We start from the raw sequence: 16,196 nt of genomic DNA on the forward strand, positions 1-16,196 counted from the left end.
ACTCAATAACGCCATGTCGATCACTCCATGATCCCCCGACTGCCAGCCAAGGGAACGATCAGAACATGGGTCAAATCTCAGTGGAAATTACGGCCTCTCCCGGGTCACTTCTCAGTGGCAATCAACACACGGGCGTCAGTTTGCGGTCGTCCCGAGCGCAGATAGGTGAGGATGGCTTCGCCCACCGGAGCCATCAACGGAAGATAGGAACAGGCACGGGTCTTGGTGTGGAGGATGCGGATCGATTCCGTCCGCCAGTCAATATCCTCGATCTTCAGATTGCGGATTTCGCCGGACCTCAGACCATAAGTCGCCAGCAGTTGCAGGATCGCCTGATCTCTGAGCCCGATAGGCGTTGTGTCTTTGCTCGCGGTTTCCAGAACGGCGGCGATCTGATCGCGCTCCAGGATCGAGGGCACCCCTTCATAGGCATACAATAGCGGGGCGATGACGTGCGGCGACAAGTCGATTGCGGTGCGGCGCGTACGGTGCAGATAACGCAACAGCGAGCGAAGACGCTCCGCCACGTCCTTCACCGATTTGCGCGTTTGGTGCGGGCTGCGCATATCCATGTAACGGTCGATGTCGCCGACGCTCATTTCCATGAGACACTCGACGCCGCATCGATCAAGCTGCCAGGTCAGGAAGTTCCGACCTTCCCACATCAATGCGTAGATGCTGCGCTCCGCAAGGCCCCGCTCCTCGCGCAGCCAGATCTCGTATTCGTCGCAAATCGTAAAGCGCAGCGTGTCAGCAGCACATGTCGCTTTGGGCGCGGGTGGCCAACGGCCCTGTGCAAGCCGCAGTAGGGCGTGGATTCCAGAACGCGGAATGGAGTGCCAACACGGCCCTGGTGGTCGGCCATGACGTTTGCGGAACATCGTGATCGCATGGTGCAAATAGTACCCCACCTGCGCCTCGGTCACCTCCGCGATCGGGATGCTGCGCCGGGCAAGATAGTCGAGGAACCCGCGCGCATAGGCGCAGTAGTTCCCGGTCACCACCGGGCTGTATCGTTGGGTGATCAGTGCGGCTTTGAGTTCGGCGATCAGTTCGCAATCGGTATTCGGCATTGACGGCTCCTCTGCAGGTCAAACGACCGCAGAGGTTCGTCGAGAAATAATGCGGAGCAAAGCCCGTCAGATAACGTCGCAATTCTGCGCATTTCAGACACTGAAACCGCGTTCCTTCACATTATCGACACCTCGCGATTACTCCAGGCCCTGCGCAACGACAAGCGGTGCATCTTCACCGCCGCCCGCCTCGCGCAAGATGCGTCCGATTGGCTTTTGAGCCGCATGGCCGTTGAGACGGCCCCCGAAATGGACGAGGCGGCATGAGCGCCCTCACGATCCCGGCCCCGACGAGGGCCGGGGCGTGGCGGCGCGACTGGTCTATGACCTCAATATCGCGACCGTTAGCGAGGCAACCTTCAACGAGCTGGTCGCTATCATGCGCGACGGTCCAACCGGCAAGCCGCTGACCCCGGAGGCACAATGGCGACGCGCCTATCACAAGGCGATGTTCCACCGCCGCCTTGTCGGCGTGCAGCCCGACCTACTCGGCGGAAAGCCGGTGACGCATATGCACAAGGCTGCGCCGGGGCCAGTCGTGGACTGGAAACCGGAGCCGGTTGAGGAGAAGCTGTCCCGGATCGCGCGCGATCCCCAAGCGACGTTCGGCATCGGCCGACCGGCTCTTTCGCCAGAGGAACAGGCCGCCGTCATCAACGGCGCAGCCAATTGGCTGCGGATCGCGCAGCGGGTCCGCATAGCGGGCGCTTTCGCATCCTATGATGGCCGCGCGGAACGCCGCGTTGGTCGGAAAGGTGTCATCTGGCGCTTGTGCAGTCCGGTCTTTGCGGATCACACCTATGTTTATCTCGATCCGACCGGCGCCGAACGGGTAGAGAAGATCGTGATGGTGGAACTACGTGACGTCGAGCCGATCGACGACGCGCTGTTGGTCCCCGTCCCCTTCCACCCTTGAAGGCAGCAGGAACCAAGTCTCATGAATCTACCTCAACGCCGCCCTGCGATCCGAGCTGTCAGCTTCGATGAAGTCGGTCAGGCTATCTGCCGCCTGATCGTGATCGCCGGGTCAGATACCGGACAAGCATCGCGGGCAGCCGACTTCTTGTTGGCATGGTGGGATGGCGCGACATGGGGGCACTTCCCGGTTCTCCACCTGTGCAACTGCGATCCATCCATTTCGGAGGATATGCTGATCGACATGGCGTATCTGGCGCAGGAGCCGACCGTTTATCCCGATGCTTGGGGATACCGCGATGCGATGGCGGCGCTGGTCGAGCAATGGCGGCCGGAATGATCCCGCTGCGCAGCGCGGTAGATATTTCGACCGGCGAGCTGATCGACCGTGACACGCGCCGCGCGCGGCTACTCGCCGCGCGCCGGAGGCCGGTCGGAAGCATCCCTCGCCGGGGCATTCTGTCCGGCCATTGGGATCGGGGCGCAGTTGTTGGGGAGTTTCGGGGCGGGCGCGGCAGTTTCGCCGCGCACGTGGCATCTGTACGCGACCAATAGGACGTTCAGTCGCTATTCAAAGGGCAGTCTCTACTCATGGCCGCATAAGTCATTCGTCCGTGATGGCGATGACGGGAGAGTAGAGATGCGTAAATTATTCTGGATTGCGACAGGGCTATTAGCGACGCTGGCACCCGGCGCTGCGCTGGCTCAGCATCATGGTGGCGGCCATTCCAGCAGTCATAGCGGCTATGGAGGCCACGGCAACTATGGCCGACACGGCGGCGTGGTGGTTTCCAGTCATGGCTATCGCCATTCCCAGCCCTACTACGGGAATAGCTATTATGCCGACTATCCCCGATACCAAGCACGCTACCACGCACGCGATCGGCACCACGATCGTCATTCCCGCCCAAGGCATCACCGCCGCCACCATTGACGGCGGTGATTGCTGATCGCCCTAGTCGGCCGCTATTTGCGGGCTTCCCGGCGTGCAAGCCAAGCCCGCATTTCTGCGATTTCGCGCCGCTGTGTAGCCACCACTTCGGCCGCAAGCCGACGAACGGCGGGATCGCGGCCGTATTTCAATTCAACTTCGGCCATCGCGATCGCGCCTTCATGGTGCGGGATCATCGCGCGCATGAAGTCGGCGTCGGCATCTCCGGTGAAGGCCACGTCCATATCGCCATGCATCTTGGCATTTGCGGCCCGGTAGGCCTTGGTTGCGGGCGGATCGGCTCGGCGGCCTAAAGCATCACCCTGCGATGCGCCGGAAGCGTGTTGGGTATGTTGTGCGCTCGCGGCAAGCGGCATCAGCCCAGCGGCCATCGCCAGCGTCAGCACGAGCGTCCTATTAAATCTGACCATAGCAGTTCTTCTCCAGTGGCGGGGTCTCAGTTGATGGCGCGGCTCTTGGCGGCGCGCTTCGGCACCACCCGTTCATCGTCGGCGATCATGCCCGGCCTAGCGTCCGCCCTTGGCAGGGGACTGCCGAAGCGCAGCGGCATCGAGTTCGGCCACGGCTTGGGCCGCAGCTTGGCAGTCGCTGCCGGTTTCCTGCCCCCGCTCGCAGCGCGTGACGACCAGCCTCGCCTCTTCCGCGTGGAAACGGAAATAGCCCGCATCCCGTGGTTTAATCAGTCCGCATCCGGCGAGGAGGATCGTTGCAGCAGCGGCAATGAGCCCGCGTTGATTGCTGTTTATCATTGCGCTGACCCTTTGGTTGATGATCGAAGTCATAAAGCGATGTCGAGGCGCTGGAGTGCGAAGACCATCGCAAAATAAAGCAGGATGGTAAGGCCGCACCCGGCTGCAAGGGCTGGCCAGAAGCCGACGCCGTGACGCAGAAGGCCCGGGATCAACAAAAACATCGGCAACGAGGGCAGGACGAACCAGAATGTCGCCTGCGCATGTGCCGCCATGTTCGTCGCATCAGGCCGGTCGTGCCACAGCCATATCATGCCGAGTACCGATACCACCGGCAGCGACGCAATTAGCGCTCCAAATCCGGGGTAGCGCTTCGCCACTTCCGACGCCGCCGCGATCAATATGGCCGAGATGATGGCTTTGCTTGCGAGATAGAGCATCGGAGAGCCCATCAGTGATGCCGATCCGATCGGCGCCGTGAGCGCCCGAAGGTCGCAACTCGCCAGAGATACCAGATGACGGCCAGTGCGAGCACGCCGTTGCTGACCGGCTCGATGACGTTCGCCACCTGATTATAGCGTTCGCCCAGCTCGTACCCCGCCAGCACTAGGATCACGGTCCATATTGCGGAGCCGGCAAGCGTCGAGAGCAGGAACGGGCCGAGCGGCATCCCGCTGACCCCTGCGGGGACTGAAATCAATGTCCGGACCCCCGGGACCATACGGCCGAACAGAACCGCCCAATGGCCATAGCGGTCGAACCAGCGGTCGACATGATCGACCTCGCCCGGTGTCAGCGTAAGCCATCGGCCGTGACGGGACGCGAAGCGCTTCAACCGATCGATGCCGATCCAGCGGCCGACATAGTACCACAGCACTGCCCCTGCAGCCGATCCGAGGGTGCCGGCGACAACGATCATCAACAGCGAGCCGCGTCCTTGCGCAGCCGTGTAGCCTGCGAGCGGCAAGATCACTTCCGATGGGATCGGCGGGAAGACGTTTTCGGCCAGCATCAGCAGGAAGACGCCGAAGCCGCCGAGCGCTGAGAGGATCGATGTTATGATGTCGAACACAAGCCAGCCTCGTCAGAAGACCCAATAGAAAATCGCGCAGAATGCGAGCAGGAAGGCGAAGACGGACCCTACGATCCGGTTTTCCAGTCGCGGACACTCGACGTTCCTGATCCGCACGGCGACTTGCCAAGCGGGGCGGATTGGACACCGCCAGGAGCCTGCGGCAATGCGATCCAGCTCCGCATCCGACAGCCCGAAAAACGCCTTCACATTGGCGCGTGACCGCCCCGCCAGCCCCATCGCGCGCAGCACCACGTCGTCCCATGCGACATCGATCGCGCTCGGCCGATCGACGATTGGGCCGCGCGCATCACCGCCCGCCCAGGAGGGAGAAAGCAAACCGATGATCCGATGCGGATTGCGCTCCAGCAGTGTCGCCCAGCGCAGCAAGCGATGTTGGCGATCCTGCGCCGCGATGCTGCTCGCCGGCGTCCAGCGTTTAGTAAGCGCGCGAACGGGCCGCGGCCATCGAGGCGCCTGAGAGGCCGTCATGGGCTTGCGGGGGTGCCGACGTCGCTTTTGCTGGCGCGCTTGAGCGGACGAGAACAACGCAACGTGAGGAAGGTGGTGGCGCTCAGAATGACGGCGATATCATAGAGGCCATAGCCGACCGCCGCGCCGAGCGCCCCGGTAGCCCATAAGCTGGCCGCTGTTGCCGTGCCCGACGCTTTGCTGCCTTTCTTCAGGATGGCGCCACCCCCGATAAAGCCGACGCCGGTAATCAGACCTTCGAGCAACCTGGCTTGCGCAGGAGACGTGCGGCCGAGGATTGCGATGCCCACCAGCACGAACCCGCAACTCGCAATGGCGACCAGTGGGAAGGTTCGGATACCTGCGCTGCGCGCATCCCTCTCCCGATCCCAGCCAACCGGCAGGGCGAGCGCGTAGGCGGAGGCGAGACTGATGATATGGGTGGCGATCTCCCACCACGAGCTTTGAAACATGTCGGCCTGCCTGTTCTACGCGATTGCTCCAGATCGGAGGAAATGGTGGAATGTCTCACCGGGGAAGGCGATGGTCGCGAACATCGGCGATCCTAGCGGTGCAGACATGCGATGATGGCGGTCACGACGGCAGTGGTCTCGGCTACGTCGCGCACCTTCACCGTATCGAGGCCGATTTCAGCAGCAGGATAGTCATTCCCGCCGGGGAAAATCGCATCGCCGATGAACAGCATTGCATCGAGCGGCACGCCGCTTTCGGCACTCAGACGCTTCAGGCCATAGCCTTTGTCGACCCCTGCCCTCGTCACGTCGATCGATGTCGTGCCGCCAAGATTGATCGAGAGGTCCGGCAGCGCCGCGCGCAAGGTCGCCTGCAACGCGGTGCGCTTCTTTCGGTCAGGATCCCACGCTTCCTTTTCCTTCAGCGGCGCTGCCTGGCCAAGCCCTGAAAAGGTAATCTGGCTACCGCGATCCTCGATCCGTTCACCCCAAATGCGTTCATCAGCGATGCCGGCATCGGCGAGCGCTCGATCGAAGGCCGTGCGGATCCTCCCTCTCTCCGCGTCGTCGAACAACTCGGTATAGACAGCGCGCCAAGCGCCATTGATGAACCGGTAGAGCTTTGTGCCCGTGGTCGGCATCAACCAAAGGCGGTCGAGGGCGGCATCCACAGGAAGGCGTGAAGCAACCTGCTTTTCGAATTGCGGCCAGTCCCCGCCCGAGATTACCGCCACGTCGGTGACGGCGAGCAATCGGGCGAGGGTTGCGGCCATATCCTCCGATAAAGGGCGCTTGCTCTCCGCAAGCGTGCCGTCGAGGTCGAAGGCGATCAGCCATTTCATTGGTCATCTCCGAATGATCGGTCGCAGGATCTCGACAGGACAATCATCAGGACGCCTTGCGGCTGATCGTCTCACCGTCGCGGCGCCGAAGGTCGTTGTGAAGAGCTGTGGCAGCGATGGCGGCATGGCCCATCGCAACGCTGATCTGGTCCAGCGACATGACGATATCACCGGCTGCATAGATACCGCTGACACTGGTGCGTTGGTGTGGATCGACGATGATGCAACTATCGTCACTCAACTCCACGTCGAGCTGGCGGGCCAAGGCATTGTTGCTGTCGGAACCGAGCGCGGGATAGATCGTGTCGGCATCCAGCACGCTTCCGTCGACCAGGTGCAAGCGCGCTCGGTCGCCGGAAAAATCAAGTCGATCAAGCGGACTCGATGCGACTGACACCCCTGCCGCGTCGAGTTCCGTCCGGTCATTCTCGCTCAGGTCCACCGAGTTGTGCGCGACCAGCGTGATCCGATCGGAATAAGTTCGCAGGAACAGCGCTTCGGCCACCCCATGCGTATCGGCACCAATGACGCCGATCGCTTGGTCGGTCGCTTCGTATCCGTCGCATACCGGGCAGTAGCGCAGCAATCCGCGATCGAGCGCATCGCGATGGGTTTCGCCGTCCATTTCAGGTCGGCGATTTTCCACCCCTGTCGCAATCAGGATCGAACGGGCTGCGATCGTCAGGTCGCCGCCTTGCGCCTCGAAGGCGTCTTGTGATCCTGTCGCCGCATCAATTCGGCCGTCGAGAATGATCGCGCCGTATCGCTCTGCCTGCGCGCGCATCCGACCGAGCAATTCCCCACCGTTGATCCCTTCCGGAAAGCCGGCGTGATTGTGCGAACGGGGAATCCATTTCGCGCGACTATGCCCCGCGTCGACCACGATGACCCGCCGACGATAGCGGGCAAGATAGATCGCGGCGGTCAGGCCCGCAGGCCCTCCCCCCACGATCAGCACATTTGCCTGATAAGCGCTCATGCCGCCTTCCCCGCTGGATCGCGGTAGGCGAGCAGCCTGAGCGCATTGATGACGACGAGCAGCGTCGATCCCTCGTGGACCGCTACCGCTGGGCCGATGCCAAGGCCGAGGATGGTGGCAGGCACCAAGAAGGCGACGACGCCCAAGCTGACGAAGACGTTCTGGCGAATGATCCAGCGCGTGTGCCGACTAAGACCGACTGCGAATGGCAGGTGCGCCAGATCGTCGGCCATCAGCGCCACGTCGGCTGTCTCCAGCGCAACGTCCGACCCCGCCGCGCCCATCGCGATGCCGACCGTGGCGCTTGCCATCGCCGGCGCATCGTTCACGCCGTCGCCCACCATCGCGACCTTGTCTTCGCCGGCGAGCTTCTTGATCGCGGCAACCTTGTCTTCGGGCATGAGGTCGCCCCACGCTTCGTCGATCCCGACTTCGTCGGCGATCGCTTCGGCGACTTTCTGGTGATCGCCGGAGATCATTATCATCCGCGACACGCCCATCTCGTGCAGCCGACGCAACGCGGTCTTGGCAGCTTCGCGAGGCGTGTCCATCAGGCCGATCGCGCCCAGGTCGCGGTCCCCCTTGCGGACCACCATAGTCGTGCGGCCGTTCTCGCGCAGCTTCGCGATTGCGTCCTGCGCGCCCTGCCCCAGCGCCGGAATGCCCTCACTTCCGAACATCTCGGCCTTGCCGATCCACACCGTCTCGCCATCCACGCTCGCGGTGACGCCCCGACCGGTCAGGCTCTTGAGGTCGCCGGCAGTCGGCACGGCACGATCGTTCAGACGTTCGCGGCCGTCCTTGACGATCGCTTGGGCCAGGGGATGGTCGCTCAACGCTTCGACGGCGACAGCCAGCGCCAGCAACTCGCCTTCATCGGCGCCATCGACGGGCACGACATCAGTGATGCGCGGACGCCCTTCAGTCAGCGTGCCGGTCTTGTCGAAGGCGATCGCCTTCAACGAGCCGAGATTTTCCAAGGGCGCGCCACCCTTCACCAGCACGCCGCCGCGCGCCGCCCGCGCGACGCCGGACAGGACCGCGCTGGGCGTCGCGATGGCGAGCGCGCACGGGCTTGCCGCCACCAGCACCGCCATCGCGCGATAAAAGCTGTCGCGAAACGGTTCGTCGACGACCACCCATGCGAACAGCAGGACCACCGACAGGAGCAGGACGGCAGGCACGAACACCCGCTCGAACCGATCGGTAAAGCGCTGCGTCGGCGACTTCTGCGTCTCTGCCTCGCTCACCATCTTCACGACCTTGGCGAGCGCGCTTTCGTTGGAACGGCGTGTCACCTCGATCTCGATCGCGCCGCCGCCGTTGATCGTACCGGCGAACACCCGACTTTCCGCGTCCACCGCATCGGGCTTGGCGCGCGCTGCCGCCGCGTCCGCGACCGGCACCTTGTCGACCGGGATGCTTTCGCCCGTCACCGGGGCCTGGTTGATCGCGCTGGTGCCCTTGATGACGAAGCCGTCCGCAGGCAGGCGCTCGTTCGGGCGGACGATGGCGATGTCCCCGACGACCATCTGTTCGACCGGGATTTCGATGGTCTGCCCGTCGCGCCGAACGGTCGCTGTTTCGGGCGCAAGCTTCGCCAGCGCCTCGATCGCCTTCTTGGCGCGACCCATAGCATAATGCTCTAGCGCGTGGCCGATGCTGAACAGGAACAGCAGCAGCGCGCCTTCGGCCCATGCGCCCAACGCAGCAGCGCCAGCGGCAGCGACCAGCATCAAGGTGTCGATCTCGAACTTCTTCATCCGAAGGTTGTCGATCGCCTCGCGCAGCGTGAAGAATCCGCCGAAGAAATAGGCCGTGATATAGCAAGCGGTCGGCAGCCAACCCGGCGCGCTGGGCACCAGCTTCTCGATCGCGAACCCGATCCCCAGCAGCGTGCCGCAGGCGAGCGCGAAGATCAGCTCGGTATTGGGACCAAGAAATTCGGCATGGCTATGGTCGTGACCATCGTCGGGGCCGTGCTTCTCTTTTTCCGCGCCGTGGCCTCCTGGGCCGTGGTCATGGTCGGCATGTTCGTCTGCGGCGACGCGTTTGCCCACACCGACCTTCAGCTTGCGAAGCGCGGCCCGCACCTCCTCTTCGGTGGTCTCTCGGCGATCATATTCGACCCGAACCGAGCCGCTGGTGCTCGCGCTTGCCTGTACCACGCCCGGCAAGGCGCGCAGCGCATCGCTGATCGTGCGCGCTCGACGTTCGTGACTGATACCTGTCACCTGCCAGATCGCATGGCCGAAGCGTTCGGTGATCTCGGCGCCTGCGGCGCGCACCATCTCGCGCAGACGCGGCAGCGGCAGTTTGGCGGCGTCAAAATGGATGCACAGCGCCGCTGGCGTGTCGCCGTCGAGGCAGATCACATGCGCCCGCTCGACACCTTCGCGCTTCGTCAGGGTTGATACGAGACGGTCCAGGCAGGCGTCAGCCGCGTCGGGAAGGTCCGGCAACAGCACTGGTATATCGAGTTCGAGCTTGTCGTTCATGACGACCTCCTTTCGCTTTTCTTGGTCTCGGCGCGCGCGTCGCGCAGGATTTCGACACCGCCCTTGATGGCGATGACGGCAGTGGCGAAGCCGATCGCGGCGAGCAGCGCCGTCGGTCCCTTGAACCGGGCCTCGAATGCCTTGAGCCCCAGCATCGTCGCGACACCCGCCGCCCCGCCGATCAGCGTCGCGCTGGGCGAAGCCTCATGCTTGACCTGGGGAAGGATTTCGGTCGCTGCCGCCGCAAACACGACGCCGGCTGCGAGATGCTGAAGGCCCGCCACGAGGCTGGGTTTCAGCTTGGTGCGGCTCGCGACGATCGCGCCGATTACGACGGCCAGCACAGGCGCAAGCGTGTAGAGCAATGCCTGCATATCCTATGATTCCTCCGGTGTTCGATGACAGACGCGGATCTTCCCGCGCTGCGTGAAGGCGATCGACCCGCCCGCCACGACTGCCCGCGACTGGTCGCCGCGAAACTCGTCACCGGTTCGCTGTGCGCGCAGGATCTCGGTCCTGCCCTTCGGCAGCCAGGTGACGGCCATCTTCAAGCCGTCGTCGATGAAATCGACATCGGCGCGGGTGCCGTCGTCGCAATACATGATGCGTTGCGCGATCAGCCTTGGCGTCAGCCGCTTATCGTGAGCTGGCTCGGCGGGTTCGCTGGGGACTGGATTGCACGCCCCTACAACCACGCCGGTAACGAAAACGGCGCCAGCGCGCGCAATCGCCAGGCCGGGCAGATGCAGAAAAGCGCGCACACCCATTACCACAGCACCCCGTGGTCAGGCGTCAGCGGCTCGGGGGCCGGCAGTTCCGCCGTCTGGAGAAGGTCGATTTCGATCGTGCGGCACATGGCCGTGAGGGGCACGTCGTGGACGCTATTGGCGAACGGATCGGTCAGATCCTCGCCGATGCTCAGCACCGCGAGAAACACGAGGCCGATCAACGTCGATCCGATCGGCGTGGCGAGGCCCAAGGATTTGACCAGCGCGATCGGAAGCAGCACGCAGAACACGCGCGTGAAGAGATTCGGGAAGAACCGAAAGCCATTGGGCAGCGGCGTGTTCTTGATCCGCTCCATGCCGCCCTGCGCATTGGCGATGTCGATCAGGACGCGCTCGACAGTCGCCTGCTGGATCTCGGTAATCCGACCTTCCGCGAGCGCGTCGGCGTAAATGCCCGATATGTCCTCCAAGAGCGCGTTGGCAGGGTTCAGGCGAGCGACCGCCATATCGGCGACGTCCGTTCCGGCGACCCGGGCAATCTCTTCATAGGGCGATTGTCGGCGAAGCTGGCAGCGCATCGAGTGCGCAAAGGCGATCTGCCGCAGAATGATGTCGTGCCGCATCTCACTGCCCTCGGGTTCCCCCTTGGTCAGGCTGCGCGTGATCCGGGCTAGGCTGCGCGACGCATTGATGAGCGCGCCCCATAGAGTGCGCGCCTCCCACCAGCGAGCATAAGCAGCATTGGTGCGAAACCCCATGAAGAGCGCGATGGCAGTGCCGAACAGCGCCGTCGGCAAAGGCGGTTCCTTGATCGGGGTCATCATGTGGAATGCCGTCACCGCCACGTCCCACACGAACAGGATCGTGAGAGGCTTCCAAACCTCGATAATGATCTGCCTAAAACGTGGCCTCGCGCCGACAATCATATCAATTACGCCCTAAATCTCTTAGCGATCGTCATCCGATCGGCATGTTCATGATGTCCCGATAAGCGGACAGCAGCTTGTTCCGGACTTGCAGGGTCGCCTCGAAAGTAATGGATGCGCGACTCTGGATGAGCGCGACGGTTGCAATGTCGGTGGTTTCGCCACGCTCATATGCTTCGGTGACGACATCCTCCTGCTCCTGGGTCTCGTTGACCTTCGCGACCACGGCATTGAGGGTATCGGCGAAGTTCGACGCCGGAGCGGTCGGCGTCACGCCGGGCGGTGCCGTCGGCTGCGCCTCGCGCAAGGCGCGGCTTCGCGCGATCACTTCGGCCCGAATGGCCATCACATTTGAGATCGACGTGTCAGACATCGCTTCTCTCCCCTTGCAGTGCGACGGGTTGGAAATCGGGGCGGCTCATCGGGTGCCCTCCCGCTCGCAGGTCCGGGTGCGGCCATCCCCTTCCACGACTGTGAGCTGCGATCCTTTGAAGGTCGCGGTGGCCGTCTCGCCGACATATTGCAGGCCCTGGGCCGGCGCCGTCAGCGTCATAGGCAGCCCGCTGTTCGAGGGCCGCAAATCGATCTGCAGGCCATTGTCCTTGAAATCGACGAACAGCGGTTCCCCGTCGGAACAGCGATACGGATGCCGCCCCATTTCCCCTGTCGCCACGGCGCTGTCGGACGAATGGATTTGCTGCTCCGTTGGCGGGGCTGGCGGCTTGCTTTCCGTGCAAGCCGCCAGCCCGATAACGAGGATGAGGGCGGGCAGAACCCGCTTCAACGGCGTCATCGCGCCTTCCTCCTGTACCGGGAGGGGACGCGCTGACGATTGATCCCACGGGCAGGCTGACCCACCCGCCAGCGCAGATAGGTTGCGAGGCGATCGTCAGCCTCGATCATCAGGGACCGCAGGCGACGCAACATCATCGCCGCGAACGGCAGAGACAGCGCCCCGCGCAGCGTGCAGCTATGTGTTAGCCTGGTGCCACCGTCGTCCCCTGCCAGCTCGTACCGCTCTTCGAGCGTGAACAGATAAGGGATGCCGCAGGACCAAGCGAAGGCGTGCGGCTTATCGAATTGATCGACCAGGGCCGGCGTCCGAATTGGCCGGGTGATGCCCTGGATCGCGAAGGTACATTCCGTCTCGCCAAGCTGGCACGGGTTGTCGAGGAATACGAGCGGACTCCAAGCCCGGCGATGATCCGGATCGGTGATCGCCGACCAGATCCGCAGTGGCCCGCCGTGAAGCATTGAGCTGGTTATGGTGCGAGGCATATCCCCATCTCCCAGAGATGAGCGGGGCGATCGCGGATCGCCCCGCTCACCCATCAGGCCAAGTTGTTCACGAAGGTCTGACCGTGGTCGTCCCCTTCATGCTCCTCATTGTAGTGCTCGGGCTTCTCGATCGCCTTCTGCCCGAACCGGGCGTAGAGCGTCGGCAGCACGAACAGCGTCAGCAGCGTCGCTGAGATCAGGCCGCCGATGACGACGGTCGCCAATGGCTTTTGCACCTCCGCGCCCGCGCCCTCGCCAAGCGCCATCGGAACGAAGCCGAGGCTGGCGACGAGCGCGGTCATGACGACTGGCCGCAGACGCTGCATTGCGCCGACATGGGCCGCCTCCTCGCGCGATAGCCCCGACCGGATCAGATCCTGGATTGAGCTGACCATGACGAGGCCGTTGAGGACCGCGATGCCCGACAGGGCGATGAAGCCCACCGCCGCCGAGATCGAGAAGTCCATGCCGCGCAGGAAGAGCAGCAGGACGCCGCCCACCAGCGCGAATGGCACGCCGGTGAAGACGATCGCAGCATCGCGGACCGATCCCAACGCCCCGTAGAGGAGCAGCAGGATCAGGATGAAACAGGCCGGAATGACCAGCTTCAGCCGTTCGCTCGCCGATTGCAGGTTCTCGAACTGACCGCCCCATTCGAGATAGGCACCGGCAGGCAGCCGGAGTTGGCTGCCGATCGCCGCCTGCGCATCCGCCACGACGGATCCGACGTCGCGGCCACGCACGTTGGCTTGCACCACCACGCGCCGCTTGCCGTTCTCGCGGCTGATCTGGTTCGGACCGTCGACGACCTTGATGTCAGCGACACTGGACAGCGGCACATAGCCGCCCCCCGCCACCGGCACCTGCACCTGTTCGAGAAGGCCGATGTCCGCCCGTTGCGCTTCAGAGAGCCGTATCACGACCGGAAAGCGCCGATCGCCCTCGAAGATCTGGCCCGAAGTGCGCCCGCCGATTGTCGCGGTGACAATGTCCTGCACATCTTGGGCAGTAACCCCCAAGCGTGCCATTGCGTCGCGATTGACGCGAATGTCGAGCATGGGCAGGCCCGTCGTTTGCTCGACCTTCACGTCTGCTGCGCCCTGCGTCTTGCGCAACACCGCAGCAACCTGCTCGGCCGTCCGGTTCATTTGTGTGAAGTCGTCGCCGAACACCTTCACCGCGATGTCGCCGCGAACGCCGGCGATCAGCTCGTTGAAGCGCATTTGGATAGGCTGGGTGATCTCATAGGCGTTGCCCGGGATTTTTGCGAGATTTCCCTCGATCCGGCTGACCAGCTCCTCCTTGGGAAGCTCAGGATCCGGCCAATCCTTGCGCGGCTTCAGGATGACGAACATGTCGGTCGCGTTCGGCGGCATCGGGTCGGCCGCCAGCTCGGCGGTGCCCGTCTTGGAATAGACGAATTGCACCTCCGGCTGCTTCGACATCATCCGCTCGATCGGCACCTGCATCGCCTGGCTCTGCTGGACCGACGTTGCCGGAATGCGGAGCGACTGGATCAGCAAATTGCCTTCGTCGAGCTGCGGCAGGAACACCGAGCCGAGCGTAGTGAAAGCAAGCGCCGCCACCACAAGGCTTCCCACACCCGCACCGATCGTCAGCGTCGGGCGCTTCATGGCCCGGTCGAGACCGGGTTCGTAGCGCTTCTTCAGCCACGTGATGATGCGGCCGTCCTTCTCCTCGACCTTCTTCGACAGCCAGATCGCAATCATCGCCGGCACGAAGGTGAGAGAGAGGATGAAGGCGAAGGCGAGCGCGATGATGACGGTCAGCGCCATCGGTCCGAACGTTTTACCCTCCACGCCGGTCAGCGTGAGCAGCGGTACGTAGACGAGGATGATGATTGCCTGCCCGTAAACCGAGGGGCGGATCATCTCGCGAGCGGCGGCTGCCACGGTCGCAAGCCGTTCCTTGACGGTCAGCAAGCGACCTTCATGATGCTGTTGTTCGGCAAGCCGCCTCAGCGCGTTTTCAACGATGATGACGGCGCCGTCGACGATCAGACCGAAGTCCAAAGCCCCAAGGCTCATCAGATTGGCCGAGACCCCAGCGCGCAGCATACCAAAGCCTGTCAGCATCATGGTGATCGGGATGACCAACGCCGCGATCAGGGCCGCACGGAAGTTGCCGAGCAGCAGGAAGAGCACGACGATGACCAGCACCGCGCCTTCGGACAGGTTTTTCGCGACCGTCTTGATCGTCGAATTGACCAGCTCGGTGCGGTTCAGCACCGGCTGAATTACGACGTCAGGAGGCAGCGAAGCGTTGATCGTCTTCAGTTTCTCAGCGACCGCGGTCGACACGATGCGGCTGTTCTCGCCGATCCGCATGATCGCCGTGCCGACGACGACTTCGGTACCGTTCTCCGATGCCGAACCCATGCGGATCGCCTGACCCGTCTTCACAGTCGCAACTTGTTCGACCGTGATCGGCACGCCGTTACGTGTCGCGATCACGGTCCTGGCCAACTCGCTGGCATTGCGAACGAGCGCATCCGAGCGAACAGCCAGACCTTCGCCATTGCGATTGACGAAGCCACCGCCGACGCTGGTGTTATTGCGCTCCAGCGCATTTCCCAGGTCCGTCAGCGTGATGCCGAGCGAGGCCAGCTTCTGCACGTCGGGCACGACGAGGAACTGCTTGGCGTAACCGCCAATCGAGTCGACACCGGCGAGGCCCGGTGTGGTCTTCAGAAGCGGCGTCACGATCCAGTCCTGCGCGGTGCGCAGGTAGGTCGCCTTGTCCTCTTCGGTCGTCAGTCGCTCGCCCTCTGGCGTGATGTAGCTGCCATCGGGCTGTTGGCCCGGTTCACCGGGCTTGTGCTTGTCGTCCTCGCGATGATCGAGACGAACGGTGTACATGTACACCTCGCCCAGGCCTGTCGCGATCGGACCCATTTCAGGGTTCACGCCGTCGGGCAGATTCTCTTGCACGCCCCGCAGACGCTCGCCCACCTGCTGGCGGGCGAAATAGATGTCCGTCGCGTCCGAAAAGACCGCCGTGATCTGCGCGAAGCCGTTGCGGCTCAACGAGCGCGTATATTCCAGGCCGGGGGTGCCGGCGAGCGCGGTTTCGATTGGAAACGACACCTGCTTCTCGACCAGCTCGGGCGAGAGGGCAGGCGCGCGGACGTTGATCTGGACCTGATTGTTGGTGATGTCCGGCACCGCGTCGATCGGTAGCCGGTAGAGGGAAAAGGCGCCGATGGCGGCGACGATGACGGTGAGGAGCAGGACTAGCCAGCGCTTCTCGACCGCCCAGGTTACGATACGGGCGATCATG

At 63.3% G+C, this 16,196-nt stretch carries 20 protein-coding genes; 3 read left to right on the forward strand and 17 right to left on the reverse strand.

Annotated elements, in window-relative coordinates; all coding sequences use genetic code 11:
- Positions 1–104: 104 nt before the first annotated feature.
- Entirely contained in the window at positions 105–1,073 is a 969-nt protein-coding gene (locus NDB2M1_RS15975) for a tyrosine-type recombinase/integrase (RefSeq protein WP_253185914.1), read from the reverse strand.
- Between the two features lie 304 nt (positions 1,074–1,377).
- Between NDB2M1_RS15975 and NDB2M1_RS15980 the strand changes: the two genes are divergently transcribed.
- The 3 genes from NDB2M1_RS15980 to NDB2M1_RS22690 all read left to right on the forward strand — a co-directional run bounded on the left by NDB2M1_RS15980 (position 1,378) and on the right by NDB2M1_RS22690 (position 2,938).
- Entirely contained in the window at positions 1,378–1,989 is a 612-nt protein-coding gene (locus NDB2M1_RS15980) for a hypothetical protein (protein ID WP_072383883.1), read from the forward strand.
- Positions 1,990–2,010: 21 nt separating this feature from the next.
- Complete coding sequence (locus NDB2M1_RS15985; protein ID WP_038293167.1) at positions 2,011–2,328, forward strand: DUF7673 family protein; 318 nt, start codon at positions 2,011–2,013, stop codon at positions 2,326–2,328.
- A gap of 424 nt (positions 2,329–2,752) precedes the next feature.
- On the forward strand, positions 2,753–2,938 hold the full coding sequence (locus tag NDB2M1_RS22690; protein WP_157228613.1) for a hypothetical protein: 186 nt from the start codon (positions 2,753–2,755) through the stop codon (positions 2,936–2,938).
- Positions 2,939–2,954: 16 nt separating this feature from the next.
- Here the strand turns inward: NDB2M1_RS22690 and NDB2M1_RS16000 are convergent, their stop codons facing one another.
- The 16 genes from NDB2M1_RS16000 to NDB2M1_RS16075 all read right to left on the reverse strand — a co-directional run bounded on the left by NDB2M1_RS16000 (position 2,955) and on the right by NDB2M1_RS16075 (position 16,195).
- Positions 2,955–3,326: a CopM family metallochaperone gene (locus tag NDB2M1_RS16000; protein ID WP_253185915.1), complete on the reverse strand. Its 372-nt coding sequence runs from the start codon at positions 3,324–3,326 to the stop codon at positions 2,955–2,957.
- Between the two features lie 120 nt (positions 3,327–3,446).
- A complete protein-coding gene (locus NDB2M1_RS16005) occupies positions 3,447–3,722 on the reverse strand; it encodes a hypothetical protein (RefSeq protein ID WP_072383886.1) in 276 nt (91 codons plus the stop codon).
- Positions 3,719–4,069 (reverse strand): DUF3147 family protein, encoded by a 351-nt coding sequence (locus NDB2M1_RS16010; RefSeq protein WP_072383941.1) that lies wholly within the window; start codon positions 4,067–4,069, stop codon positions 3,719–3,721. The genes NDB2M1_RS16005 and NDB2M1_RS16010 overlap by 4 nt, the downstream gene beginning before the upstream one ends.
- A gap of 11 nt (positions 4,070–4,080) precedes the next feature.
- Positions 4,081–4,701, reverse strand: a complete 621-nt coding sequence (locus tag NDB2M1_RS16015) for a DedA family protein (RefSeq protein ID WP_072383887.1) — start codon at positions 4,699–4,701, stop codon at positions 4,081–4,083.
- Between the two features lie 12 nt (positions 4,702–4,713).
- A complete protein-coding gene (locus tag NDB2M1_RS16020) occupies positions 4,714–5,091 on the reverse strand; it encodes a hypothetical protein (protein WP_072383888.1) in 378 nt (125 codons plus the stop codon).
- 98 nt (positions 5,092–5,189) lie between these two features.
- Positions 5,190–5,645 carry an MgtC/SapB family protein gene (locus NDB2M1_RS16025; protein ID WP_072383889.1) on the reverse strand — a complete coding sequence of 152 codons (456 nt, stop codon included), beginning with the start codon at positions 5,643–5,645 and terminating at the stop codon, positions 5,190–5,192.
- Positions 5,646–5,737: 92 nt separating this feature from the next.
- Positions 5,738–6,487, reverse strand: coding sequence for an HAD-IIB family hydrolase (locus NDB2M1_RS16030; protein WP_072383890.1), 750 nt, complete (start codon positions 6,485–6,487; stop codon positions 5,738–5,740).
- Positions 6,488–6,533: 46 nt separating this feature from the next.
- A complete protein-coding gene (locus tag NDB2M1_RS16035) occupies positions 6,534–7,466 on the reverse strand; it encodes an NAD(P)/FAD-dependent oxidoreductase (RefSeq protein WP_072383891.1) in 933 nt (310 codons plus the stop codon).
- Positions 7,463–9,964: a heavy metal translocating P-type ATPase gene (locus NDB2M1_RS16040; RefSeq protein WP_072383892.1), complete on the reverse strand. Its 2,502-nt coding sequence runs from the start codon at positions 9,962–9,964 to the stop codon at positions 7,463–7,465. The genes NDB2M1_RS16035 and NDB2M1_RS16040 overlap by 4 nt, the downstream gene beginning before the upstream one ends.
- A complete protein-coding gene (locus NDB2M1_RS16045; protein ID WP_253185916.1) occupies positions 9,961–10,338 on the reverse strand; it encodes a hypothetical protein in 378 nt (125 codons plus the stop codon). Before NDB2M1_RS16045 ends, NDB2M1_RS16040 begins: the two co-directional genes overlap by 4 nt.
- 3 nt (positions 10,339–10,341) lie before the next feature.
- Complete coding sequence (locus NDB2M1_RS16050) at positions 10,342–10,731, reverse strand: hypothetical protein (RefSeq protein ID WP_072383893.1); 390 nt, start codon at positions 10,729–10,731, stop codon at positions 10,342–10,344.
- Positions 10,731–11,618 (reverse strand): bestrophin family protein, encoded by an 888-nt coding sequence (locus tag NDB2M1_RS16055; protein WP_072383894.1) that lies wholly within the window; start codon positions 11,616–11,618, stop codon positions 10,731–10,733. Before NDB2M1_RS16055 ends, NDB2M1_RS16050 begins: the two co-directional genes overlap by 1 nt.
- A 31-nt stretch (positions 11,619–11,649) precedes the next feature.
- Positions 11,650–11,991 (reverse strand): flagellar hook-basal body complex protein FliE, encoded by a 342-nt coding sequence (fliE, locus tag NDB2M1_RS16060; RefSeq protein WP_019368193.1) that lies wholly within the window; start codon positions 11,989–11,991, stop codon positions 11,650–11,652.
- Positions 11,992–12,036: 45 nt separating this feature from the next.
- On the reverse strand, positions 12,037–12,411 hold the full coding sequence (locus NDB2M1_RS16065; RefSeq protein ID WP_072383895.1) for a hypothetical protein: 375 nt from the start codon (positions 12,409–12,411) through the stop codon (positions 12,037–12,039).
- Positions 12,408–12,896 carry an SRPBCC family protein gene (locus tag NDB2M1_RS16070; protein ID WP_037569984.1) on the reverse strand — a complete coding sequence of 163 codons (489 nt, stop codon included), beginning with the start codon at positions 12,894–12,896 and terminating at the stop codon, positions 12,408–12,410. Before NDB2M1_RS16070 ends, NDB2M1_RS16065 begins: the two co-directional genes overlap by 4 nt.
- A gap of 53 nt (positions 12,897–12,949) precedes the next feature.
- Entirely contained in the window at positions 12,950–16,195 is a 3,246-nt protein-coding gene (locus NDB2M1_RS16075) for an efflux RND transporter permease subunit (protein ID WP_072383896.1), read from the reverse strand.
- Between the last annotated feature and the right edge of the window lies 1 nt (position 16,196).

Origin of the sequence: Novosphingobium sp. NDB2Meth1 (assembly GCF_900117425.1) — a bacterium.
Lineage (GTDB): Bacteria > Pseudomonadota > Alphaproteobacteria > Sphingomonadales > Sphingomonadaceae > Novosphingobium.